The 24,942-nt window shown below is 37.3% G+C and carries 21 protein-coding genes; all 21 read right to left on the minus strand.

From position 1 onward, the window contains the following. Positions 1-245: 245 nt before the first annotated feature. Positions 246-3,116 (minus strand): excinuclease ABC subunit UvrA, encoded by a 2,871-nt coding sequence (gene uvrA, locus G6Q10_RS08145; RefSeq protein ID WP_163654956.1) that lies wholly within the window; start codon positions 3,114-3,116, stop codon positions 246-248. A gap of 7 nt (positions 3,117-3,123) precedes the next feature. Next, the gene (gene uvrB, locus G6Q10_RS08150) at positions 3,124-5,100 is read right to left on the minus strand and encodes an excinuclease ABC subunit UvrB (protein WP_163654958.1); all 1,977 of its coding nucleotides are present in this window, start codon (positions 5,098-5,100) and stop codon (positions 3,124-3,126) included. 205 nt (positions 5,101-5,305) lie between these two features. After that, the gene (locus G6Q10_RS08155) at positions 5,306-5,527 is read right to left on the minus strand and encodes a DUF2198 family protein (RefSeq protein WP_163654960.1); all 222 of its coding nucleotides are present in this window, start codon (positions 5,525-5,527) and stop codon (positions 5,306-5,308) included. 16 nt (positions 5,528-5,543) lie between these two features. Then, entirely contained in the window at positions 5,544-6,194 is a 651-nt protein-coding gene (locus tag G6Q10_RS08160) for an HD domain-containing protein (protein WP_163654962.1), read from the minus strand. A 195-nt stretch (positions 6,195-6,389) separates the two neighbouring features. Beyond that, complete coding sequence (locus tag G6Q10_RS08165; protein ID WP_163654964.1) at positions 6,390-8,522, minus strand: heavy metal translocating P-type ATPase; 2,133 nt, start codon at positions 8,520-8,522, stop codon at positions 6,390-6,392. Positions 8,523-8,659: 137 nt separating this feature from the next. Beyond that, positions 8,660-8,965, minus strand: coding sequence for an ArsR/SmtB family transcription factor (locus tag G6Q10_RS08170; protein WP_163654966.1), 306 nt, complete (start codon positions 8,963-8,965; stop codon positions 8,660-8,662). 69 nt (positions 8,966-9,034) lie between these two features. Next, positions 9,035-9,694, minus strand: coding sequence for a phosphate signaling complex protein PhoU (gene phoU, locus G6Q10_RS08175; protein WP_163654968.1), 660 nt, complete (start codon positions 9,692-9,694; stop codon positions 9,035-9,037). A 16-nt stretch (positions 9,695-9,710) separates the two neighbouring features. Beyond that, the gene (gene pstB / locus G6Q10_RS08180) at positions 9,711-10,481 is read right to left on the minus strand and encodes a phosphate ABC transporter ATP-binding protein PstB (RefSeq protein WP_163654970.1); all 771 of its coding nucleotides are present in this window, start codon (positions 10,479-10,481) and stop codon (positions 9,711-9,713) included. A gap of 18 nt (positions 10,482-10,499) precedes the next feature. Continuing rightward, positions 10,500-11,246: a phosphate ABC transporter ATP-binding protein PstB gene (pstB, locus tag G6Q10_RS08185; protein ID WP_232057832.1), complete on the minus strand. Its 747-nt coding sequence runs from the start codon at positions 11,244-11,246 to the stop codon at positions 10,500-10,502. Between the two features lie 102 nt (positions 11,247-11,348). Beyond that, positions 11,349-12,236, minus strand: coding sequence for a phosphate ABC transporter permease PstA (pstA, locus tag G6Q10_RS08190; RefSeq protein WP_163654972.1), 888 nt, complete (start codon positions 12,234-12,236; stop codon positions 11,349-11,351). Further along, positions 12,233-13,156, minus strand: a complete 924-nt coding sequence (gene pstC, locus G6Q10_RS08195) for a phosphate ABC transporter permease subunit PstC (RefSeq protein ID WP_163654974.1) — start codon at positions 13,154-13,156, stop codon at positions 12,233-12,235. Before pstC ends, pstA begins: the two co-directional genes overlap by 4 nt. A gap of 62 nt (positions 13,157-13,218) precedes the next feature. Then, positions 13,219-14,088 carry a phosphate ABC transporter substrate-binding protein gene (locus tag G6Q10_RS08200; protein ID WP_163654976.1) on the minus strand — a complete coding sequence of 290 codons (870 nt, stop codon included), beginning with the start codon at positions 14,086-14,088 and terminating at the stop codon, positions 13,219-13,221. A gap of 183 nt (positions 14,089-14,271) precedes the next feature. Next, on the minus strand, positions 14,272-16,041 hold the full coding sequence (gene pnpS / locus G6Q10_RS08205; RefSeq protein WP_163654978.1) for a two-component system histidine kinase PnpS: 1,770 nt from the start codon (positions 16,039-16,041) through the stop codon (positions 14,272-14,274). Further along, entirely contained in the window at positions 16,038-16,736 is a 699-nt protein-coding gene (locus G6Q10_RS08210) for a response regulator transcription factor (RefSeq protein WP_163654981.1), read from the minus strand. Before G6Q10_RS08210 ends, pnpS begins: the two co-directional genes overlap by 4 nt. Positions 16,737-16,772: 36 nt before the next feature. Further along, entirely contained in the window at positions 16,773-17,948 is a 1,176-nt protein-coding gene (locus G6Q10_RS08215) for a PDZ domain-containing protein (RefSeq protein WP_163654983.1), read from the minus strand. Positions 17,949-17,975: 27 nt separating this feature from the next. Next, entirely contained in the window at positions 17,976-19,424 is a 1,449-nt protein-coding gene (gene cls, locus G6Q10_RS08220; RefSeq protein ID WP_163654985.1) for a cardiolipin synthase, read from the minus strand. 137 nt (positions 19,425-19,561) lie between these two features. Then, entirely contained in the window at positions 19,562-20,779 is a 1,218-nt protein-coding gene (locus G6Q10_RS08225; protein WP_163654987.1) for an NlpC/P60 family protein, read from the minus strand. Between the two features lie 89 nt (positions 20,780-20,868). Then, on the minus strand, positions 20,869-21,753 hold the full coding sequence (gene ftsX, locus G6Q10_RS08230; protein WP_163654988.1) for a permease-like cell division protein FtsX: 885 nt from the start codon (positions 21,751-21,753) through the stop codon (positions 20,869-20,871). Continuing rightward, the gene (gene ftsE, locus G6Q10_RS08235; protein WP_163654990.1) at positions 21,743-22,429 is read right to left on the minus strand and encodes a cell division ATP-binding protein FtsE; all 687 of its coding nucleotides are present in this window, start codon (positions 22,427-22,429) and stop codon (positions 21,743-21,745) included. Before ftsE ends, ftsX begins: the two co-directional genes overlap by 11 nt. A 568-nt stretch (positions 22,430-22,997) precedes the next feature. After that, positions 22,998-23,831 (minus strand): YitT family protein, encoded by an 834-nt coding sequence (locus tag G6Q10_RS08240; protein WP_370519530.1) that lies wholly within the window; start codon positions 23,829-23,831, stop codon positions 22,998-23,000. A 5-nt stretch (positions 23,832-23,836) separates the two neighbouring features. After that, positions 23,837-24,938 (minus strand): peptide chain release factor 2 gene (gene prfB / locus G6Q10_RS08245; protein WP_163654994.1). Its coding sequence is split into 2 segments (ribosomal slippage): positions 23,837-24,865 and positions 24,867-24,938, totalling 1,101 coding nucleotides; the frame shifts between segments, so codons are not numbered across the junction. Positions 24,939-24,942 lie beyond the last annotated feature (4 nt).

Below are 24,942 nucleotides of genomic sequence, written 5' to 3' on the forward strand. Positions count from 1 at the left end.
ATGAAGCAGTTTTCATTTTCTGTCATACACCCTAAGAACGATTCTTTATTTAGACTTTGGGTAGATAAACGATTGAAAAGGGCTGCCAGACTTCCGATTCTCACGTACAGTCGTACGCTCCGGTTTCTGACAACCCTATTCAATGCAAACGCTTCGCTCGATTTGTCGCATTCGAAATGTAGTACCTATGCTACGTTTTTCTTAAAAACAAAACTAAATCGCAAAATGTCAAAAGCTTTTATCGGTCAATCTTTCTGGGCTTTTTTGACTTTAGCTGCTGTTCGCTTTTTATCTCGTTCTAAGATTGGTTTAAGGTACTTCCCAGTATACGATTTTTTCACTTTAGCTACTTGTTCTGGTGTTCCAGTGGCAATAACCTGCCCACCACCATCTCCACCTTCTGGGCCAAGATCGATTAAATAATCAGCTTGTTTGATGACATCTAGATTATGCTCAATGACAAGTACCGTATCACCGTTATCATTGACCAAGCGTTGTAGTACTTTTAACAATCGATTAATATCATCGGCATGAAGTCCAGTTGTTGGTTCATCTAAAATATAAAATGATTTTCCGTTACTACGTTTGTGTAGTTCTGAAGCTAATTTAACACGTTGCGCTTCACCGCCTGATAATGTTGTAGCTGGTTGACCTAGCCTAATATAACCTAGACCAACATCAACAATTGTCTGTAATTTACGAGCGATTTTAGGTTGATTTTTAAAGAATTCTAAACCTTCCTCGACAGTCATTTCTAAAATCTCAGCAATGTTTTTCCCTTTGTAACGAATATCAAGCGTTTCACTATTATAACGTTTTCCTGAGCAAACCTCGCACGGCACATACACATCTGGTAAAAAATGCATTTCAATTTTGATAATCCCATCGCCTTTACATGCTTCACAGCGACCGCCTTTCACATTAAAGCTAAAACGTCCCTTTTTATAGCCACGTATTTTAGCGTCATTTGTGCTAGCAAAAAGATCGCGTATGTCATCAAAAGCTCCAGTATAAGTTGCTGGATTTGAACGTGGTGTTCTGCCGATTGGCGACTGATCAATATCGATCATTTTTTCTAGATTTTCAATGCCTTTGATTTCTTTGTGTTCGCCTGGTTTGACGTTACCTCGATTTAATTTTCTTGTTAACGCTTTGCGCAAAACTTCATTGACAAGCGAACTTTTTCCAGAGCCGGATACACCAGTCACGCAAGTAAAGGTGCCAAGCGGTATATCTACTGAGACATTTTTAAGGTTATTCGCCTTTGCTCCAACAACTTGAATTTTATTGCCATTTCCTTTGCGACGTTCAGCAGGCACTGGGATAAATTTTTTCCCAGATAAATAATCTCCGGTAATGGAAGCTTTATTTTTGGCAACTTCGGTTGGTGTACCTGCTGCAACAACCGTTCCTCCGTGTTCACCAGCGCCAGGGCCAATATCAATGAGGTAGTCTGCTGCCATCATTGTATCTTCATCATGTTCAACGACAATCAATGTATTACCAATATCACGCATGCTTTGAAGTGTACTTACAAGCCGATCATTATCACGCTGATGCAAACCGATCGAGGGCTCATCGAGAATATACAAGACGCCTGTTAAACGCGAGCCAATTTGAGTGGCAAGCCTAATGCGTTGTGCTTCTCCACCAGAAAGTGTCCCTGCTGCTCGGCTAAGTGTAAGGTAATTTAAGCCGACATTTTTCAAAAAGCCTAAGCGATTCTTCACTTCTTTCAGGATTGGCGCAGCAATTTGACTTTCTTTATCTGACATCTCTAGCTTATCAAAAAACGCGAGTCCTTCATCGATCGAAAAATTGCTAATTTCCCCCAGATGATGACCACCAATCTTTACAGCTAAAGCTTCTTCTTTTAAGCGATAGCCATGACAAGTTGGACAAGGTAAATCTGTCATATACTGTGACATTTGTTCCCGTGTAAAATCTGAATTCGTTTCGCGATAACGACGCTCAACATTTGGCAAAATCCCTTCAAATGGCATCCATGTTTCGCGTGACATACCGAAATCATTTTTGTATTCAAAGAAAAATTCTTTTGTACCAGAGCCATTTAAAATAATGTCAAGCTGCTCTTTAGGTAGCTTTTCGAGCGGTACATCCATATCGATACCGAACTCTTTACAAGCTGAACTGAGCATTTGTGGATAATATTGTGAACTAATTGGGCGCCAAGGTACAATTGCTCCGTCATTCAGACTAAGCGACCGATCTGGGATAACGGTATCAACATCCACTTCTAGTTTTGTCCCTAAGCCATCACAAGTTGGGCAAGCACCAAATGGACTATTGAAAGAAAACATCCGCGGTTCTAATTCCCCAACAGTAAAACCACAATATGGACAAGCATAATGTTCACTGAAAAGAAGTTCTTTTTCACCAATAAGATCGACAACTGCATAACCATCTGCTAACTTGAGGGCAGCCTCTAATGAATCGTAAAGTCGTGAATGAATGCCTTCTTTAATAACAATCCGGTCAATGATAATATCAATTGAATGTTTTTTATTTTTTTCAATGGTGATATCATCAGTAATGTCATAAACTTCCCCATCAACACGAATACGAACATAACCTTGCTTTTTGATTTCTTCTAGTGTTTTCTTATGTGTTCCTTTCTTACCGGAAATAATAGGGGCTAGCACTTGCAGTCGTGTTTTTTCTGGATATTCTAGAACACGATCAACCATTTGCTCAATCGTTTGTGACGTAATTTCGATTCCATGATTTGGGCAAATTGGATGGCCAACACGTGCGTATAGTAATCGTAAATAATCATGAATTTCGGTAACTGTACCGACTGTTGACCTTGGATTTCGGCTTGTTGTCTTTTGATCAATTGAGATAGCTGGACTTAAACCTTCAATTAAGTCAACATCAGGCTTATCCATTTGTCCTAAGAATTGTCTAGCATAAGCTGAAAGTGATTCCACATAACGGCGTTGGCCTTCCGCATAAATGGTGTCAAAAGCAAGTGAGGATTTCCCAGAACCAGAAAGTCCGGTCATGACGACAAGTTTATCGCGGGGGATTTCGACATTTACATTTTTTAAATTATGAGCTCTGGCTCCTTGAATAACAATTTTATCTTTGTTCAACTTCGCTTCATCCTTCCGCCTTTAATTCAAGCAGTGCATCGCGTAACTCAGCGGCACGTTCAAAATCAAGCGCTTTGGCAGCTTCTTTCATGTCGTGCTCCATTTCTTCTATCAAAGCTAAGCGCTCTTTTTTCGACATTTTGCTAACATCTCGTAATTTCTCGTCTTCTCCACTTTCGACAGCAGTGGTCGCAGCAATAACGCCACGAATTTCTTTACGGATTGTTTTTGGCGTAATGCCATGTTCTTGATTATATACTTCTTGGATTTTACGCCTACGCTCTGTTTCATCAATTGAAGTACGCATGGAATCTGTCATTCGATCAGCATACATAATGACACGTCCATTTTCATTACGTGCGGCTCGTCCCATCGTTTGGATGAGTGAGCGCTCTGAACGTAAAAAGCCTTCTTTATCTGCATCAAGAATCGCAACAAGTGATACTTCTGGTAAATCAATACCCTCTCGAAGCAAATTAATTCCAACAAGCACATCAAATACGCCTAGCCGCAAATCACGGATAATCTCAATTCGTTCTAGTGTCTTCACTTCTGAATGAAGGTACTGCACTTTAATTCCTGCTTCTTTTAAATAATCGGTTAAGTCCTCTGCCATTTTTTTCGTTAATGTTGTAACAAGTACGCGCTCATCTTTTTTGATACGATCATTAATTTCATCCATCAAGTCATCGATTTGGCCTTGGATAGGGCGCACTTCGACAATTGGATCAAGAAGTCCAGTTGGTCGGATAATTTGTTCAACGACTTCGGGCGTTCTTTCTAATTCGTAAGGACCTGGTGTGGCTGAAATAAATGTGATTTGATTAATATGCTTTTCAAATTCTTCTAAACGTAACGGCCTATTATCAAGGGCAGATGGTAAGCGAAATCCATGATCGACAAGCATTTGTTTTCGCGCTTGGTCACCGTTATACATCCCTTTAATTTGTGGCATTGTGGCATGTGATTCATCAATGACGATTTGAAAATCATCTGGGAAATAATCAAGTAAAGTATAGGGTGTAGATCCAGCAGGTCGCAAAGCTAGATGCCTAGAATAATTTTCAATACCTGAGCAATAGCCCATTTCTTCCATCATTTCAAGATCATAATTGGTACGTTGCTCTAATCTTTGCGCTTCGAGTAATTTATTATCATCGCGTAATGCCTTTAATTGTTCTGCAAGTTCTATTTTAATGTTCTCAACCGCTTGACGCATGATGTCTGGCCTTGTGACAAAGTGAGAAGCTGGAAAAATGGATACTTGTTCTCTGTCACCAATAATTTCACCAGTTAGTGCATCAACTTCGCGGATTCGTTCGATTTCATCCCCAAAAAATTCAACACGCATACAGTGCTCATCTCTTGAAGCTGGAAAAATTTCAACAACATCTCCGCGCACACGGAAACGGCCACGCTGAAAATCAATGTCGTTCCGATCATACTGAATGTCAACCAATTTACGCAGCAAGCCATCTCGGCTAATCTCCATTCCTTTGCGAAGAGAAACAAGCATTTCACCATACTCTTCCGGGGAACCTAAACCGTAAATACAAGATACACTAGCAATGATAATAACATCTCGTCGTTCAAAAAGAGCAGCGGTTGCAGAGTGACGTAATTTATCAATCTCATCATTGATACTTGCATCTTTTTCAATGTACGTATCACTTTGTGGCACATAAGCTTCTGGTTGATAATAATCATAATAGCTTACAAAGTATTCTACTGCATTATTTGGAAAAAATTCTTTAAACTCACTATATAATTGCCCTGCTAATGTCTTGTTATGCGCCATGACAAGCGTTGGTTTATTGATTTCTTGAATGACATTTGAAATGGTAAATGTTTTACCTGTACCGGTTGCACCAAGAAGTGTTTGATGTTTTTGACCACTTTCAATACTAGCAACAAGCTCTTTTATTGCATTTGGTTGGTCTCCTGATGGTTTATATGCGGAAACTAAGTCAAATTTATCAGTCAATGATTTCCCTCCGTTCTACATCAAATCCTGTTCTAACCTATTATCCTTATTTTAACATATATTTTATATCCTTCCCAGCAAAAAGCGAACGTATTTTCGCTTTTTTATACATGAAAGACAGAAAAAACGCAATCAAAATTTGATCACGTTTTCTTTTTATTTTACCACTATCTTTGCTTTTTCCCTATTAATTCGCTTTCGTGTTTTACTTTAGCCGTCTTAGCATCATTCCGGATAAAAAAAAGCCAATTACCATTGAAAAAGCATCTATTATGATAACTGAAAAAGAAGAAGTATAACCCATTTTAGCGCTAGCAGTAATCAGCCCCAACATTAAGATCAAGGCAACGAAGCGATTATATGTGACTCGTGCGAATAAAAGAATAAGTAGTCCTGGGAAGAAAAAAGCAGACAGAATTTGATCCAACTCCTTTTCAGCTCCTTTAATCATTTTCTTTTAGTGCTCGTGTAATAATATCTGCTGTAAGTTCAGGTAAATCCGTTTTGTTAATTCCTTTTTCAGCTAACATTTCTGGTAAAATTTCTTTTAAAAAGTATTTCACTGAGCTAAGCTTACGATATTCATAAATAGTGGCCAAGGCTTCACTATAAATTTCAATAAAAATGGCCTCGGGATTCCCTTTTTGAATTTCGCCAAAAGACTCATATAATAAATCTACTTTATCAGCAATCGCTAATATTTTACCTTCTAAAGTTTGATCTTTTCCTTCTTTTAATAGATGGCGATAAAATGCCTGGAATTCTTTTGGAATCTCCCGTTTGATAAAATTGCGTGCCATGCTTTCTTCTACTTCTGAAAGCATTCCGCGCAACTCTTCTGTAGCATATTTAACAGGTGTTTTAATGTCACCAATGAACAGTTCAGAATAATCATGGTTAAGCGCTTTTTCATATAAAACACGCCAATCAATCTTATTCCCAGCTTGTTCTTCTACATATCCTAAAAACTGGGCAATGTTGGTTACTTTGAAAGAATGCTCGGCAACAGAATGTTCTTGGTATTTGAACTTGCCTGGACAACGGTAAATATTTTCTAAGTCAACTAAACTCTTGAAATATTGATGAATTCCCATATCATATCACTTCTTTCCTTACAACATGATTATTTTTTTGACAGTCGTTTGTCCATTCATTATTTTCCGTCGACAATATTTGTCATTAACTTTACCACAATTTTTTACAAATGAGCAAAAAAAGAGTTTGGAGCACGAATGAAATAAATCGAGATACTCTTATTTCGTTTACGCTCTAAACTCTTTATTTTTTATTTAGTCTAAATTTTTCACTTGTAAAATTCGTGTGGAATTAAGCACAGCGAGTAGTGTTACACCTACATCAGAAAAAACAGCTTCCCACATTGTAGCAAAACCAAACGCCCCAAGCGTCAAGAAAATTCCTTTCACAACTAAAGCAAAAATGATATTTTGCCAAACAACCTTTCTTGTCCGTTTAGCAATATTAATGGAAGTAGCGATTCGTGACGGCTCATCGGTCATAATAACAATATCCGCGGCTTCAATCGCTGCATCTGAACCTAAGCCTCCCATCGCAATGCCGACATCAGAACGGGCAAGAACTGGGGTGTCATTAATCCCGTCTCCTACAAATGCTACTTTTTCTCTTGAATGGGCTTGCTCCATGATTTTTTCTACTTGTGTAACTTTATCTTGTGGCAATAATTCGGAATAAACTTCATCTACGCTAAGATTTTTAGCCACTTCTTGACCGACTGCTCTCGCATCGCCGGTTAACATCACGGTCTTTTTGATATTAAGTTTTTTAAGTGCGGTTATTGCTCCTTTAGCATCGTCTTTCACTTCATCAGAAATAATCAAGTAGCCAGCAAATTTTTGATCAATAGCAACATAAACGATCGTCCCACTCGTTTCTGGCGCATCAACCTGAAATTCTCCTTGCTGCATCAATTTAATATTTCCCACAAGAACTTGTTTTCCATCAATATTCGCTTTAATTCCATGTCCTGAAACTTCTTCATAATCAGCAATTCTTTCATCAGCTATTGTTTTTCCATATGCTTTTTTAATCGATGTAGCAATCGGGTGATTCGAATGCACTTCAGCAATTGCTGCATATTCACTGATTTCTTCTGATGAAAATCCTTCTGCTGGAACAATTTTTGTTACCTCAAAAATTCCTTTTGTTAGCGTCCCCGTTTTATCAAAGACAACATATTTTACATCGTTTAACGCTTCTAAATAGTTACTTCCTTTGACTAAAATACCTTTTTTACTTGAAGCACCAATCCCGGCAAAGAACCCTAGCGGAATTGAAACAACCAACGCACATGGACAAGAAATAACAAGGAAGACAAGCGCCCGGTAAATCCAATCTGAAAATGTTTCCAAAGAGAACACAAGTGGTGGAATAACAGCAAGCAATAAAGCGATAATGACAACTGCTGGTGTATAGTATCTTGCAAACTTAGTGATAAAATTCTCTGTTGGCGCTTTACGATTGCTTGCATTTTCTACTAAGTCTAAAATCTTAGATACCGTTGATTCAGCGTAATTCTTTGTTACTGCAATAATGAGGACACCATTCGTATTAATAAAACCGCCGAGCACTTCGCTCCCAGTCGTAACCTTTCGTGGTACAGATTCGCCAGTTAACGCGGATGTATCAACCATTGATTTTCCATCAATAATACTGCCATCAAGCGGGATCTTTTCTCCAGGTCTAACGCGAATAGTATCGCCAACACTCACCTCTTCTGGAGAAACTTCGACAAAATTAGCACCACGTTTTATAAAAGCATAGTCAGGCCGAATATCCATTAGTTCACTAATGGATTTCCGCGACTTGTTAACTGCTAAGCTTTGGAAAAATTCACCTATTTGGTAAAACAGCATCACTGCAACGCCCTCAGGATATTGGCCAATTGCAAACGCTCCAATTGTGGCAATAGCCATTAAGAAGTTTTCATCAAAAACTTGTCCACGCGTGATATTGCGGATTGCGCGGTAAAGAACCTCTCCACCAATAATCAAATAGGCCACTACAAAAAGGACGATCTTCATCGCAACAGGCAAAGGAATAAATAAACCTGCAAAAAGAAAAATACTACTAATCGCAATACAAATTAACATCTTCTTGATCGAAGCATGTTCATGGTTGTGTTCATTTTTTTTCGTATTTTTATCTTCTACCGTAACTTCTGGTTCAATTTGCTTGATTTTAGCGATAATCGCTTCTTGCACGCTTTCTTCTGATTCCACATCGACATCAGCAACCAGCGTTGTTGTAGCAAAATTGACATTACATGTGACGACGCCTTTGATTCCTTTTACTCCATTTTCTACCTTCATTGCACAATTTGCGCAGTCCAAGCCCTTTAAGAAAAATGCCTTTTGCACGGTTTCGCTTGCAGACATGGGAATCATTCCTTTCCATTTTTTATATTTATATATGAGCAACTTCACATATTTAAGATACCATAAACCGCGTGATTTTTCAATAACTTATTTTATATATGTGCATATAAACATATATAGATAGGCAAGACCTAAAAAAGGCCTCATTAATGGTGCTTCGTATGTCTTATTGCTTGTGTCAATAATTCAAGCACATGATTATCATCTTGTGTATAAAAAATAGATGTCCCCTCACGTCTCGATTTAACTAAACGCAGATTTTTCAACAAACGCAGTTGATGTGACACTGTCGTTTGATTAAAAACCAACGTCCGAGCAATTTCATTAACGGAGTATTCTCTATCTTGTAGTAAATGCAATATTTGAACACGCGTTGGATCCCCTAATGCTTTAAAAATTTGCGTGACATTAAAGAGCGTCTCTTCGTCTAACAGCACTTTGCTATCTTCCATGATTTTTTCACTCCACTAATTAAGTTATATGTTTCATGATAGCGCGAAAAGACTCTATTATGCAACTATTTATTGATTTAGCTCCTCAATTTCACCGCTTTTTAAATAAACAATCCATTCTGAAACATTGGTAACATAGTCTCCGATTCGTTCTAAATGCTGAGCCACTAGCAGCAAATGGGAAGTATCTTCTAACAGTTCTGGTTCCACGTGCATAAAAGCAATACATTTTTGATAGACAACTTGATGCAGATGATCCACTTCATTATCGCGTGCTGCGATTTCACGAGCAAAGTCCACATTTTCAGCTAAATAAGCATCAAGGACATCATGGAGCATGTTTTTAACAATTTCACCCATCTGGACAATTTCTGAAACTTGCTGTAAAACTTTACTACTCTCTAAAATATTGGTTGTTTTAGCAATACTTACAGCATGATCTCCAATTCTTTCTAAATCAGAACTCGCCTTCATAACGGTAACAATTTTACGCAAATCGGCTCCTACTGGCTGTTGTAAAGCAATTAATTCAAATGAGTGCTGTTCAAGCGTCAATTCCATATTATTAATGATTTTATCTCCAGCAATAACTTGTTCTGCTAACCCTTTATCGCGTGTACTTAGCGATTTTACTGCCTTCACAATCGCTTCGTTCACCAGAACACCCATCTCAAGTAATTGCTGGTGTAAATCATTCAATTGTTTTGTAAAAATTGTTCTTACAACCATTATTCCTCTTCCTCCTTTAACCAAAACGTCCTGAAATATAATCCTCTGTTTGTTTTTTTGCCGGATTTGTGAAAATTGTTGCCGTATCGCTAAATTCGACCACTTTACCATTTAAGAAAAATGCTGTTTTATCAGCAATCCGGGCTGCTTGTTGCATATTATGTGTTACGATCACAATCGTATAGTCCTCTTTTAGTCTCAAAATTAGCTCTTCAATTTTTGCTGTTGAAATCGGATCAAGTGCTGAGGTTGGTTCATCCATTAAAATAACATCAGGCTTCACTGCTAACACGCGCGCAATAGAGAGTCTCTGTTGCTGTCCACCAGACATTCCGGTTGCCAGAAGGTCTAAGCGATCTTTTACTTCATCCCATAACACAGCTTGTTTCAAACTATTTTCAACGATTTCATCTAGCTGTTTTTTATCTGAAATGCCATGTATGCGCGGCCCATATGCTACATTATCGTAAATCGAAAAAGGAAAAGAATTCGCTTGTTGAAAAACCATCCCTACTTTTTTACGCAAATTAGCGATGTCTGTTTTTAGCTGAGTGATTTCTTCTCCTGCAATTCGAAAGCTTCCCGTCATTTTCACACCAGGAATCAAGTCATTCATGCGGTTTAATATTCGTAAAAAGGTTGATTTCCCACAACCAGAAGGACCAATTAAAGCAGTCACTTGATTCTTAGTAATTTGTACTGAAATATCTTGTAAAGCTTGCTTGTCTCCATAAAAAAAGTTAACCTCATTGGTTTCAATCATTAACGGTTCTGTGGTTGTCTTCATTATCAAATCCTCTTTTCTTTAACCAAAATTACCAGAAATATAATCTTCCGTTCGTTTTTCTTTAGGTGCTGTAAACAGCTCTTTTGTTCGCGCAAATTCTATCACTTCGCCTAAATAGAAAAATGCCGTATAATCCGAAATCCGGGCTGCTTGTTGCATATTATGCGTCACGATCACAATCGTATATTTCTTTTTTAATTCATTAATTAAATCCTCAATTTTGCTTGTTGAAATCGGGTCAAGTGCTGAAGCTGGTTCATCTAAAAGCAAGACTTCTGGCTGCATGGAAATAGCTCTAGCAATACACAAACGTTGCTGTTGACCACCTGAAAGCGATAATGCGCTTTTACCAAGATCGTCTTTTACTTCATCCCAAAGCGCTGCTCCACGCAAGCTTTTTTCAACGCGTTCCATTAGATCGGTTTTACTTTTCATGCCGTGACGTTTTAAACCAAATGCAATATTTTCATAAATCGATTTCGAAAATGGATTTGGTTTTTGAAAAACCATCCCAATTTCTTTACGGACATTATATAAATCGATGTGCTTGCTATTGATGTCAACGCCTTTATATAGAATTTCACCGCTCATCTTACAACCATCAATTTCATCATTCATCCGATTTAGTGCGCGTAAGTAAGTAGATTTTCCACAACCAGAAGGGCCAATTAATGCCGTCACCTGATTCACAGGAAAACCTAAACTAACACCTTTAATCGCCTGATTTTCGCCGTAATAAACGTGTAAATCATTCGTTTTCATCATATAAAAATGATTTTCAACAACTTGTGGTCTATCTTCTTCACGTTGAACTAGATCTAATGGTATCCTTTTCGTTATCATCATCACGCAAAACTCCTTTTCTTTCTATGTTGATGAGGTCAATTTTTTAAATACAAATTTGCCAAGTAAGCGGGCCGAAATATTGAATAATAGCACTGAAATAATAAGGACTGCTGAAGTTCCATCTGAAACGGCTCCGGCATCTGGCATAATTCCTTCTCCATTTATTTTCCAAATGTGTACGGCAAGTGTTTCTGCTGGCCTGAAAATATTGAGTGGCGATGCAGCATTAAGCGGATTCCAATTAGCAAAATCAAGCGTTGGCGTACTTTGTCCTGCCGTAAAAATAAGCGCAGCCGCTTCACCAAATACGCGTCCCGCCGCTAAAATAACACCCGTAATGATCGCCGGGGTAGCTGCAGGAATCAATACTCGTGTAATCGTTTCAAAGCGCGTGATCCCAAGCGCAAGTCCGGCTTCTCGCTGCGTCTTTGGGATAGATCTTAGCGCTTCTTCAACAACGCGTATTAGTAATGGTAAATTAAAAATAGTTAACGTAAGTGCCCCAGAAATAACCGAAAAACTAAAACCCATTTGAATAACGAAAATCAAAAAACCAAATAGTCCAACTACAATAGAAGGAAGGGAACTAAGCACTTCTATCATCGTTCTAATTAAATCTGTCAGCCAATTTTTCTTAGCATATTCTGCCATGTAAATGCCTGCTCCAAGTGAAAGTGGAATCGAAATAATCATTGTAAGAATCAGCATGTAAAAAGAATTCCAAATTTCCGGTCCAATTCCTCCACCAGCTGTAAAAGATTGTGGTGGATTCGTTAAAAAGGACAAACTAAGTTTCGGCAATCCTTTAACTAAAATATATCCAAGCAGGCCGGCCAAAATAAGAACGATGAGTATCGCAATGCCGTAAAAAATGCCGGTTGCTATTTTATCTTTCGTCTTTACGTTCATTTTACTTTCCTCCTACGTCCAATAAAGCGAATAATAATAATGAAAAAGAGAGACATCACTAAAAGGACCATTGCAAGTGACCAGAGCACATTATTTTCTAAGCTTCCCATCACAGTATTTCCCATTCCCATCGTCAAAATACTTGTCAAAGTGGAAGCTGGCTCAAATAATGAATGGGGCATAACTGCTGAATTACCGATAACCATCTGCACAGCCAATGCCTCCCCAAAAGCTCGCGCCATTCCAAAGACAATAGCGGTTAAAATGCCTGACCTAGCAACGCGGAGAACAATTCGCCAAATGGTTTGAAATCTAGTTGCCCCAAGTGCTAGTGAAGCCTCACGATAGTGTCTTGGAACTGCTTTAATCGCATCCACTGTAAGTGATGTGACAGTTGGTAAAATCATAATCGTAAGCACAATCGTAGCCGCAGCAATGCCGAAACCACTTCCTGAAGTATGCTCTCTTATAAAAGGGACAACGACACTTAAACCAATAAAACCATAGACAACAGAAGGTATTCCCACCAAGAGCTCCATTACAGGTTGCAAAACTTTTTTCCCAAAACGTGGTGAAATTTCAACCATAAAGATAGCTGCTCCTATAGCAAGAGGAGCTGCAATACAAGCAGCAAAGAGCGTCACAGCAAATGACCCAACAATCATTGGTAGTGCTCCAATAAGCGCCTCACCAGACGCATTAACCTTTGAAGGGTTCCAGTTCACTCCAGTAAGAAATTGAGTAACTGATGCTTTATTCACAAAAAAAGTTGCAAGCCCTTTTGAGAGAACAAAATATAAAATGGCTATGGCGGAAATAATCATTATCGCAATACAGATGAAAGCTACCATTTTACCTCGTGCTTCAAGATGCGCTTTTTTTGATACTTTCATTAGTTGGGTTTTATTTAACTCTTCCATAAGTTTTTCCTCCCCAGTAAAGTGACGACCACTTGCTTTTTCAAGTTTTGTTACTTAGGCTTTTATTTTTCTGATACTTTACCATGTGCATCGCGCTCTACTTTCATGCTTGTCATTGGTAAATAACCTAATTTAGAGACAATATTTTTTTGTACGGCATCACTTGTCATATACGTTAAGAAAGCTTTTTTGGTACCAGTTGGCTTTCCATTGGTATACATATGCTCGTATGACCAGATTTTCCATTCGTTAGATGCAACATTCTTTTCTGTTGGTTTTACATGATCAATAGAAAGACCTAAAACTGAATCATTGATGTAAGAAAAGGCTAGATAACTAATTGCTCCTGGTGTCTCACTAACGATTTTGCGTACTGTACCTGAAGAATCTTGCTCTTGCGCTTTTATTGGTGCTTTTCCATCTAACGCCCATTTTTCAAAAGTAGCACGTGTCCCACTTCCCTCAGCCCGATTGATAACTGTAATTTTTTCGTTTTTGCCACCTACATCTTTCCAGTTCGTTACTTTACCAGTAAAAATATCAATGAGTTGTTGCTTGCTGAGGTTTTTAACACCTACATCTTTATTAGCGACTGGTGCCATACCGACAACAGCTACTTTATGATCAACTAGTTTTGATGCATCAACACCCTTTTTCTCTTCAGCAAAGACATCTGAATTTCCGATGGCTACTGCGCCCTGTTCGACTTGAGTCAAGCCTGTGCCAGAACCTCCACCTTGAACATTAATTTGTGCTTTTGGATTCTCATTTTGAAATTCTTTTCCTGCTGCTTCAACAAGAGGCTGAAGTGCTGTCGATCCCACTGCAGTAATCGATCCACTTGCATTTTTATTCGGTGAAGCACTGCCGCAACCTGCAAGTGCTAATAATACTAAAACAACTATACTTATTCCAAAAAACTTCTTTTTCATCACTAGCTACCACCTTTTTTGATTAATATCTTTAATAATTTAACTATAGCCGTATAGCGTTAAGAAGATGTGTAGTCAATGTTAAGTTATTGTAAATATAAAAATGCCTCAAAAATCAGGATATAAACGAAATAAATCGGTTTATTTCCCAAGCTTTTAGGCATTTTGATATATATTCTTTTTTTATTTTGGAAATTGAATAGAAAATGTTGTTCCTTTTCCTTCAACACTTGTTACATTGATTGAGCCCTGCATTGTTTCAACAAGATGCTTGACAATTGAAAGGCCTAGGCCTGTTCCTCCTGAGTGACGACTCCGCGCTTTATCTACGCGATAAAAACGTTCAAAGATATGCTCTAAATCATTTGCCGGAATTCCAATGCCATTATCTGTAATCGTTAATTTAACATGATTGCTTAAGTTGCTTATACCAATGATGATTTCCCCATTTCCTGGTGTATAAGCAATGCCATTGGATAGCAAATTGAGCAAAATCTGTTGCAAAGCATCACGATTACTCAATAACATGACTTGCTCATTATCGCTTTTTATTCGAAGTTGGATTGCTTTTTCATCAGCAAACTTTTGAATTGTTTTTAGCGACTGATTAACCAGTTCTTTAAGATCGATCATTTCTTCTTGTTTTATGACCACTTTTTTTTGTTCAATTCGAGATAGTGCTAAAATATCGATAATCAAACGATGTAATCGATCACTTTCATCTTTTATAATGGTTAAAAATTGTTTAAGTAATTCCTCATCATACATCGCTCCATCTAACAATGTCTCAACAAAACCTTTAAGTGCTGTAACGGGTGTTTTTAACTCATGCGAAACATTTGCTACAAATTCTGAACGAACGTTTTCTAAATGGCGAATTTGTGTTACATCGTGCAATAATAGGACCATATCTGAAATTTCACCTTTTTCATTGATAATTGGTGAAACGCTCGCGTCTAATATCGCTTCATGTGGAAAATAAAGCGTGACTTCTTCTTGTTGAATTTTTTTCGTTTTCAAGGCTTTTTCAAATAATTGATCAAGATCATAACTTTTAATAACTTCATAAAAGGCTTTACCAACCATATTTTTTTCAGAAAGAATCGTATGAATCATTTTGTTTGTCATAACCACTTGTTTATCTGCATTAATCAACATAACCCCACTGACCAAATTCTCAACAATTGCACGAAGCCGTTCAGCATTTTCCTTTATTTCGTACATTTGAATTTCCAAACTTTCAGCAAGTTTATTGACACTAAGTGATAGATCCTGCAGTTCTCCACTTGAGGTTCCGTGGATTCGGCTATCGTACTTATCTTCAGCTAAATCATTCGATACCGTAATAATTTCTTTAATGGGCTGCGTGATTTTTCGTGCAAGAAAAATGCTAATTGCAGCAATCACGATTAAAGCTAAACCAAAGATCACAAATAATCCGCTCCATAAGTGCTTTGTCGCTACTTCAATCGACTTTAATGATACAGAGATTCGTAAAGCACCTTCCATACCATTTTGATTTTTAAGTGGCACGGCAACATACAACATTGAATAACCAACAGACTGACTTTTACGTACGGCTGAACTAACTGTTTTTTGTTGTTTTAAAACATCATGTATTTCTGGTCGTCCTAAATGATTTTCCATTTTCATCGGATCATCTTGCGTATCGGCAATCACTTTTCCCTTTTTATTGATGATTGTAATTCGCGCGCCAATATCACTTTTTAAAGGCTCAAGTTGCTGTTCTACCGTCTTACTTTGCGAATCAAGGTCTAGTTTTGTTAGCTTTGTCGTTTTTAATAAAATTTGCGCTTCGTCTTGTAACTGATTTTTTTTCATGTTTAAATAGGTCGTTTTCATAAGCTCGCCCGATAAAAGCCCAACAATTCCCATTGTCACAAAAAATAAAACAACAAATGAAACACCAATTTTTAACCAGAGCTGCTTCATAAAGTTTCCTTAATGTTATCTATTTTATAGCCAAAGCCGCGAATCGTTTTAATATATTTCGGCTGTTTTGTATCGGCCTCAATTTTTTCACGTAAATGACTAATATGGACATCGACAATACGAGTTTCACCACTATACTCATAATTCCATACAATATCAAGCAATTGATCTCTTGAAAAAACTTTTCCTCGATGGGTCATTAGAAAAAGTAGCAGCTCAAATTCTTTTGGCGTTAAATCCAGTCGCTCTTCTTGTAAAAACACTTCATAGCTGTCAGGTAAGATTGTAAGATCCCCAATCGTCAGCTTGATTTCAGTATCATTTGTTTGCTTTTCAGTTCGGCGTAAAATAGCTTTAATTCGTGCAATAACTTCTCTTGGGCTAAATGGCTTTGTTAAATAATCATCCGCGCCAAGTTCTAAGCCAATAATTTTATCAAGTTCTTCGTCTTTAGCGGTTAACATTAGAATAGGTATAGTTATTTTTTCCTGGCGTAATTTTTTTGTTACCTCTATCCCATCCATTTGAGGAAGCATTAAATCAAGTACGATTAAATCTGGCTTTTCAGATAGGGCAAGCTCATATCCTTTTTTCCCATCTTCTGCCGTTATCACCTCATACCCAGCTTTTTCAATGTTAAATTGGAGCAATGTTAGGATGGAGCTTTCATCATCAACAATCAATATTTTTTCCAAAATTATCGCTCCTCTTTTTTATTTTATGCTTCTGTTTTAACGAGGTTCCACTAGCAACAATCCGAGTTCAAATGGGTCATTAGCGTATAAAGCAGTTTGTTCGATTCTTGGCTCTCCATCTAAATCAATAACTTTTATCTTGCAAAAAGCCCGATTAATATTTAATGCTTTGTAAAGTGAAGCGCGTGAGTTTACTTTTTGTCCATTTACTTCAATAATTTTTTCCCCGGCTAATAAGTTGAGTCTTTCAGAAGGTGAACCAGCACGAGCACCCAGAATAACCAAACCATCTGAAAGTGGGACAAAACATTTACGTCCATATTTTTCTTCCCGATAAAAGCGAAAAGCAATCCACAGCCTCGCGACAACCGCTAATACGAAAGCAAATAATGTTAGTGTCGGCATCATGATACTCAACAAACCAATCATTGCAATAATTACTGCAAGGATAGTAACTTGAGACGAAATCTTTCGGCTAATATTGTTAGGTAAAGCCGTCTCGATGTGCTTACCAAAACCAATGACAATTGGCAAAACAATCAGTGAGTAAGAATGTGCACCAATTGTAAACACAGGCCACCAATCAAACAATTTTTGCATTTCAGTCCCAGGTATAAAAACAAGCAGCGGAATAAACCAAAGTTTTCTTAACTGGAAGGCTCCTGCTACTTTACCACGCGCTGTTTTCTTAAGCATTGGCAGCGCATTTTTTGCACCGTAACGCTGAATCAAATAGCCTTCAAAGAGCAATAACAACGCTAAAAAGAAGGTCATTGCGACCATAAAATTATCCACATATAAGTCTTTATAATTAAAATTCAGCTTCATAAATGGCACTAATTTTACGTCATGGTAATAACATATGTAAAAAAACAAACTAGACATTCCAATTGTAACAGCAACTGAAACGAGACGAAACATTGAGCCAATCAAAACAAGCATCGTTATCACATTAAAAACGACTAACCAATGAACAGTAATACTAAACCCAGTAAAAAAAGTAATAACCGAAAGCAGCCCCCCAAAAATGAGAGAACTTGAAAAAAAAGTTCTTAGCTCTAACCACGGGGAATAGATACGCGTACTAAATGATTTTCGTTCCCGTTTCACACGACGGAAACCTACTATAATAAGTAAAATAATCGACAGGTAAAGCAAAGGCTGCGCAAATAAACTAGCTATCCCTTTTTCGATAATCTTGATAATTTCCATTTTATTAGGCCTCCGTGAACACAAATTCTATAATATAGGTGAAAGTAAGCGACTAACAGCTTCTTTAAATTTTATCCAAATCGATCGCTTAGCATAAAGCTCTGGGGTTAGCTGATATGATTTCAAAAGATCGTCTAAAAAACTGTCCTCTAGTCTTTGGGCTAACTTTTTCTCATAAATAAAGGCATTGACTTCAAAATTTAAACGAAAGCTTCGAAAATCCATATTTGCCGTACCAACAGAAGCTATTTCACTATCAATAATAAGCATTTTAGCATGAATAAACCCATTATCATAAATAAAGATTTTGGCACCCGTTTCAATTAATTCCCCAACATAACTTGTTGTTGCTTGATATACAAACGGATGATCTGGTTTATTAGGAATCATAATACGCACATCCACGCCTGAAAGTGACGCTATTTTTAAAGCTTCTATCAAGCTAGCATCTGGAATAAAGTATGGCGATTGTAGATAAATTGATCGCTCAGCTGAATTGATCATCTTGATATAACCGTTTTTAATTTGTTGCCATTCTGAATCGGGGCCACTTGAAACGATCTGCATGCTTGTATTCCCTGACCCATAAAATGTTGGGAAATAGCGAAATTTATAATCAATTTTTTGATGTGGTGCAGCTGAATTCCAATCCATAATAAAACGGGTTTGCATAGCATAGACAGCTTTTCCATAAACACGTAAATGCGTATCGCGCCAATAGCCAAATTTCTTGGATAAACCTAAATATTCATCGCCAATATTAAAACCACCGATGTAGCCAATTTCCCCATCGATGATCGCTAACTTACGATGGTTTCGATAATTAAGGCGAAAATTAATTAAAGGTAATTTAGACGGGAAAAAAGGGGTAACATGTCCACCATTTTTTTTAAGTGTCTTAAAAAAGCTCTTCTTTGTTGTTCTTGAACCCATCGCATCATAAATCACTTTCACACTAAGGCCTTCTGCAGCTTTTTTCTCTAATAAATGAATCATACGTTTCCCAAGTTCATCCGAATGAAATATGTAATAAATAATATGGATGTGATCTTTGGCATTGTTAATGTCGTTAAATAATGCTTCAAATTTTTCATATCCATCAGTAAAAACTTCAACTTCATTATCTTGTATCAAAATAGCGCCATCATTAACGAGTAATAAATAAATTAAATTCCGGTGCTTCTTCACATTTATATCACTAAATGGAAATTCCTTTTGACGCATTAATTCAATTTGATTCATTATTGACTCACTAATCCCAATCTTTTCTTGCCCTTTCCAATCAAAAATCTTTTTCTTAGAAAGTTTACGCCCGAAAATCAAATAAATAATGAAACCAACGATTGGAATAAAAGTTAAAACTAAGAGCCATGCCCATGTAGCGGAAGTATCTCTTCGTTCTAGAAAAACAGTGACAGCCGCAAAGAAAACATTAAGCACAAGTAAAATAATTAAAAACACGGCCAAAATCCCCATGAGGCGCCCCCTTTTATATTTTCTTTGTACTTTTAATCATATCATACAATGTTATTTATTGCCGAATTTTTCCTACGAATTTTTTACATAAAAAAGCATCCTTGCTTTAAATAAAAGCAAGGATGCTCTGAAACTTTTTAGAAATTAGCTACACGGCCAAAACCAACGAGGTACTCGCCCCAGCCAGCGCCATGAATGTTGTCATATTTTACACCGTTATTTTGAGCGTTAATCATTTGTCCGCCACCAACATAAATACCAACGTGAGCAATTCCGCTTCCATAGCTGAAGAATACTAAGTCACCTGGTTTAGCTTGGCTCTCACTAACTTTTTGTGATGCTGCATATTGAGCACCAGATGTTCTTGGTAGACTAATTCCTGCTGCTTGGAATGAATAACGTGTGAAACTTGAACAGTCAAACATGTCTGGACCATTTGCTCCTAGAGAGTAAGGTTTGCCAAGTTGTGCGCGAGCAGTCGCTATCATTGCAGCATACCCATGACCAGATGGAGCTGGTGCAGAGCTATTGCCGCCACCATTATTATTTGAAGTGTTTGTTGCTGATGATGATGAACTACTTGAGTTTGTGTTAACTGCGCGTGTAGTAGATCTAGGAGCCGGTGCTGCAACTTCAGTAGCTGTTACTAATTGTTTTGCTTTTTCTGCTGCTTCTTTTGCTTTATTTTCGGCATCGCGTTTTTCTTCTAAGCTGGCTTTTGATTTTTCTGCATTTGCTTGGTCAGCTGCAAGTTGAGTCACAACAGCTTCTTTTTGTGCTTTTTGTGCTTCGATTCTATTTTGCTCTGCTTCAAATTCGCGGATCGCTTTTGCTTGAGCTTTTTGTTCTTTTTGCACTGCAGATTGTTTTGTTTTTAATGCTTCTTCATCGCGTTGTTGTTCGTCTAAAATGGATTTATCAGAATCAACTAAGCGATTGACAGCTGCTACACGACCAACTAGGTCAGATAAGCTATCAGCGCTAAGAATAACATCTAAATATGCGCTAGAATTGGATGTTTTTTGCATTGCACGTGCACGCTCTTTAAGCACGCCTTCACGTTCTTTAATGCGTTCATTTATTTGCTTAATCTCTGTGTTAAGCTGCTTTAATTCTTTACTGGATTTATCAAAATCTGCTTGTAAATCTTTTGCTTTAGCTTGAGCAGAATCAAGATTAGCTACTAACTTAGATAATTGATCTTGTAAAGCCGATTTTTGTAATTTAAGTTCACTAATTTTTTTATCTTGATTTTGGATGTCTGTATTTACATTGGCAGAAACATTTGTTGTAAAAGCTGGTGTAAAACTAATAACCGCTGCAAGTGATGCTGCAATAAACGCATTTTTTTTCAAAGAATTTACCTCCTAAAAAAGCTCCCTAAGCTTTTTTTCCATTAAATGATTATTTTTATTACTTCTGGGTATATATACAAATGTGCAACTTATACTTTAAGGAATCTTCTAATCGAAATGGTACTTCCCCAAACTCCGATTAAAACTCCGATTAAAATAATTAACGCACTTATTTCATAAGCAAATGGGACAGGTGTCAAAAGCGAAAGCGAAGTGCTTCCAAGCTTTGGATTTACTAAGTGATACATATTAAAGTATCCTATGATTGTCAATATAACTGGGATCACAGAACCAATTAGTCCTAGCCACGCGCCTTCTAAAATGAACGGCCAGCGGATAAACCAGTTCGTCGCACCAACGAGTTTCATAATTTCTATTTCTTTGCGACGAGAGAATATTGCTATTTTAATGGTGTTTGAAATAAGGAACATTGCTGTTAAAAGTAAGCCAATGCTGAGAATAATTCCGGCATAACGAGCCCATCTTAACGTATTAAACAATTTATCCACGGTTTTTTCACCATAATTAACATCAGTTACGTGTTTAAATTTTTCAATTTTCGAAGCTACTTGTTTGGTTTGTTCTGGCTCTTTAGCCTGTACAATAAAAACATCGTATAGCGGATTGTCTTGTTTAAATAGCTCGAAGTTTTTTCCGTATGCGCCAACAAGTTTTTTCAACTCAGCATCTTTTGAAGAAAAAGTAACGCTATTAACGCCGCTTAGTTGTTTAATATTTTTCTTTAGCTCATCTTCTTGAGCTTTTTTTGCATCGAGTGAAATGTGTACATTGATTTGTACATCATTTTCAACATCTGAAGCAAGTTTATTCATGTTGACTAATATTGAAAAGAACACGCTAACCAAAATGAGCGTTACTGTTACAGCACTTGCTGCGGCAAATGTCATCCAGCCATTTCTATAAAGACTCTTAAAGCTTTCTTTCAGATGTCTTCCAAACGTTCTAAATTTCATATCCATACTCTCCTTGCTGTTCATCGCGAACAATTCTACCATTTTCGATAGCTATAACGCGATGTTTTAGCGTATTCACAATTGAACTATTGTGGGTCGCCATCACAATCGTCGTACCGCGACTATTAATTTCTTCAAGGATATTCATGATTTCCCATGATGTATCAGGATCGAGATTTCCAGTTGGCTCATCTGCTATCAAAACCTTAGGAGTATTTGCAATGGAACGAGCAATCGATATTCGCTGCTGTTCTCCACCAGACAATTCGTCTGGCAACATTCTAACTTTATGTTTTAAATTGACTAGATCAAGTACTTCCATGACCCGTGCTTTAATTTCGGCTGGGTCTTTTTCAACGACTTCCATCGCGTAAGCAATATTTTCATACACTGTTTTGCTTTGAAGCAATTTAAAATCTTGGAAAACTACACCAACATCCCGTCTTAAAAACGGAACTTCACGATTCTTCATGTGCACCAAATCAAATCCGTCTACTTCTATATTACCTTTTGTTGCATGCTCTTCGCGATAGATCATCTTGATAAAAGTAGATTTACCAGCACCACTAGGCCCTACAACATAAACAAATTCACCTTGCTCAATTTTAGTGTTTAAGCCGTTCGCTGCAGTAATTCCATTTCGGTATTTCTTATAAACGTCTTCCATTAATATCATCTTATCACCTAACTCGCCTTTCTTTTTAGGAATCGTTTGTAAGGTAATGTAATGATAACCTTTGACATAAAACTGTAGTGTTTAGGATAGCCCCAATTGAACACAGGCTTTATTATAGCATTCTAGTTTTTCAGCTTTAGGTTATTTACATTACAGTTATATTTCAAGCTATGACATTATTTTTAATGTTGTAATACTATTTTTGTTTTTGCTAATTTTTACCAAACCAATTTTGATTAGGCTAAATTGAAAACAATGCATCCTGTTTTTCAACTGCTCTCATTGTACCGTTTTTTATCGCAAAATAACATTACAAGGAGATTAAAAAAGATTACATTATAGATTAAATGGGATAGACCACTTACCTCGTTTAAGCTTGGTATGCTCAAGCTTTCTCAAAAATCCTGTCATCTAATTGTTATATAAAATGAGCTTAAAAAGAACGATTTAGAGGAGAAACAAATTTCGAACATATAAAAAGCACCTCGCTTTGGAATTTAACAGCAGCTCAGGAAAACAAAGCATACTGGAATTTCCAAACACGAGGCGCTTAAACACCGATTTATTTTTACAGGCTAAATCCTTCGCCCATCACTTCACTTGCACTCATCACAACGACGAAGGCACTGTCATCAATCTCTTTGACAACCTTTTTTAATTTAGGGAACTCTTGTTGCACAACAACACAAAATAAAATTTGCTTATCGTCATCTGTGTAACCGCCTCTTGCTTCAAGCCTTGTAATCCCACGGCCAATTTTAAATAAAATAGCCTCACGAATCTCATCTTGCTTATTAGAAATAATAAAAACTGCTTTAGATTGTTTTAAGCCAACTTGAACAACATCAATTGTTTTACTTGTTGCAAATAAAGCAATCAAAGCATAAAGCCCAGATTCAATATCAAAGGCAACCATCGCCGTTAATACGACTAATCCATCGATTAATGCTACACAAATCCCAAGCGAAAGATGCGTAAATTTGTGCATAATCTGGGCAATAACATCTGTGCCACCAGTAGAAGCATTACTGCGAAAAACAATCCCTAAGCCAGCGCCAATTAGCACACCACCGAATAAAGCACCAACAAGGGGCTCTTTAGTCCAAGGTGTGAAATCTTGTGTCAAATAAACAAATAATGGAATAATCAGCGTTCCAACAAACGTCTTAATCCCAAATTGATAACCGAGGAAAAAAACGCCCGCTATAAATAGAGGAATATTAAGTGCCCACTGAATAAAAGCTGGATTGAAACCCGCCAAGTAATTGACAATCGTACTGATACCGCTAACGCCACCCGAGGCAATATGATTAGGCAAAAGCAACACATTAAACGCCAAAGCAATAATCGCCGCTCCTATAATAATGTAAAGATATTCTACAACTTTCGATTTTTTACTCATGGGCATTAACCTATCCGCGAACGTAAGTAACCATTAACAAATTCATCAAGATCACCATCCATCACCGCTTGCGTATTCCCAGTTTCTATTCCTGTGCGATGATCTTTTACCATTGAATAAGGGTGGAAAACGTAGGAACGAATTTGACTGCCCCAGCCGATTTCTTTCTGCTCTCCGCGAATTTCCGCCAATTCCTGTTCCTTTTCTTCTTGCTCTTTTTGGTATAGTTTACCTTTTAACATTTTCATTGCTTTTTCACGGTTTTTTATTTGTGAACGTTCTGACTGACAAGTAACAACAATGCCTGTTGGAATATGTGTCATTCGGACTGCCGAATCCGTTGTATTAATATGTTGTCCTCCAGCACCAGTTGAACGGTAAGTATCGATCTTCAAGTCATCTGGACGCACTTCAATCTCAATATCATCATCCAATTCTGGCATAACATCGATCGAAACAAAAGAAGTATGCCTTCTTCCAGATGAATCAAATGGGGAAATTCGCACTAAACGATGAACGCCTTTCTCCGCTTTTAAATAGCCATATGCATTATGTCCTTTGATTAGCAGCGTAACACTCTTAATACCTGCTTCATCCCCTGCTTGATAGTCAATCGTTTCCACCTTAAATCCTTTTTTCTCAGCAAAACGTTGATACATTCTAAGTAACATTGAGCCCCAATCTTGTGATTCAGTCCCACCTGCCCCTGGATGAAGTTCTAAGATCGCATTATTTTTATCATAAGGATCGTTTAACATCAACTTCAATTCAAAATTGGCTATATCTTGCTTATATTGTATTAGCTCCTCTTCTAACTCTTGCTGCATGTCAATATCAGTTTCCTCTTTCAAGAGCTCCAAGCTAATTTCCATATCCTCTTGTTGTTTAGCTAGACTCTGAAAAGAATTATACACTTCTTTTAACTCATTCGATTCGTTAATAACTTTTTGTGCTGCTTGCTGGTCATTCCAAAAATCCGGGTCCAGCATTTGATCTTCTAACTCAGCAATTCTGACTTCCATATTTTCTAAGTCAAAGAGACCCCCTAAAATCTTTAATTTGCTGCGCTGTAGTTTCTAATGAACTACGAATTTCTGCTAATTCCATTGTT

It is taken from the genome of Listeria sp. PSOL-1 (assembly GCF_902806445.1).
Taxonomy (GTDB): Bacteria; Bacillota; Bacilli; order Lactobacillales; family Listeriaceae; genus Listeria.

What these genes read in the sequence shown, in the direction of transcription:
- G6Q10_RS08160 (WP_163654962.1), bottom strand. Translation starts at nt 6,194, where the DNA reads ATGGGAATTCATCAATATTTCAAGAGTTTAGTTGACTTAGAAAATATT.
- G6Q10_RS08165 (WP_163654964.1), bottom strand. Translation starts at nt 8,522, where the DNA reads ATGATTCCCATGTCTGCAAGCGAAACCGTGCAAAAGGCATTTTTCTTA.
- G6Q10_RS08170 (WP_163654966.1), bottom strand. Translation starts at nt 8,965, where the DNA reads ATGGAAGATAGCAAAGTGCTGTTAGACGAAGAGACGCTCTTTAATGTC.
- phoU (WP_163654968.1), bottom strand. Translation starts at nt 9,694, where the DNA reads ATGGTTGTAAGAACAATTTTTACAAAACAATTGAATGATTTACACCAG.
- pstB (WP_163654970.1), bottom strand. Translation starts at nt 10,481, where the DNA reads ATGAAGACAACCACAGAACCGTTAATGATTGAAACCAATGAGGTTAAC.
- pstB (WP_232057832.1), bottom strand. Translation starts at nt 11,246, where the DNA reads ATGATGAAAACGAATGATTTACACGTTTATTACGGCGAAAATCAGGCG.
- pstA (WP_163654972.1), bottom strand. Translation starts at nt 12,236, where the DNA reads ATGAACGTAAAGACGAAAGATAAAATAGCAACCGGCATTTTTTACGGC.
- pstC (WP_163654974.1), bottom strand. Translation starts at nt 13,156, where the DNA reads ATGGAAGAGTTAAATAAAACCCAACTAATGAAAGTATCAAAAAAAGCG.
- G6Q10_RS08200 (WP_163654976.1), bottom strand. Translation starts at nt 14,088, where the DNA reads ATGAAAAAGAAGTTTTTTGGAATAAGTATAGTTGTTTTAGTATTATTA.
- pnpS (WP_163654978.1), bottom strand. Translation starts at nt 16,041, where the DNA reads ATGAAGCAGCTCTGGTTAAAAATTGGTGTTTCATTTGTTGTTTTATTT.
- G6Q10_RS08215 (WP_163654983.1), bottom strand. Translation starts at nt 17,948, where the DNA reads ATGGAAATTATCAAGATTATCGAAAAAGGGATAGCTAGTTTATTTGCG.
- cls (WP_163654985.1), bottom strand. Translation starts at nt 19,424, where the DNA reads ATGGGGATTTTGGCCGTGTTTTTAATTATTTTACTTGTGCTTAATGTT.
- ftsX (WP_163654988.1), bottom strand. Translation starts at nt 21,753, where the DNA reads ATGAAATTTAGAACGTTTGGAAGACATCTGAAAGAAAGCTTTAAGAGT.
- ftsE (WP_163654990.1), bottom strand. Translation starts at nt 22,429, where the DNA reads ATGATATTAATGGAAGACGTTTATAAGAAATACCGAAATGGAATTACT.
- G6Q10_RS08240 (WP_370519530.1), bottom strand. Translation starts at nt 23,831, where the DNA reads ATGAGTAAAAAATCGAAAGTTGTAGAATATCTTTACATTATTATAGGA.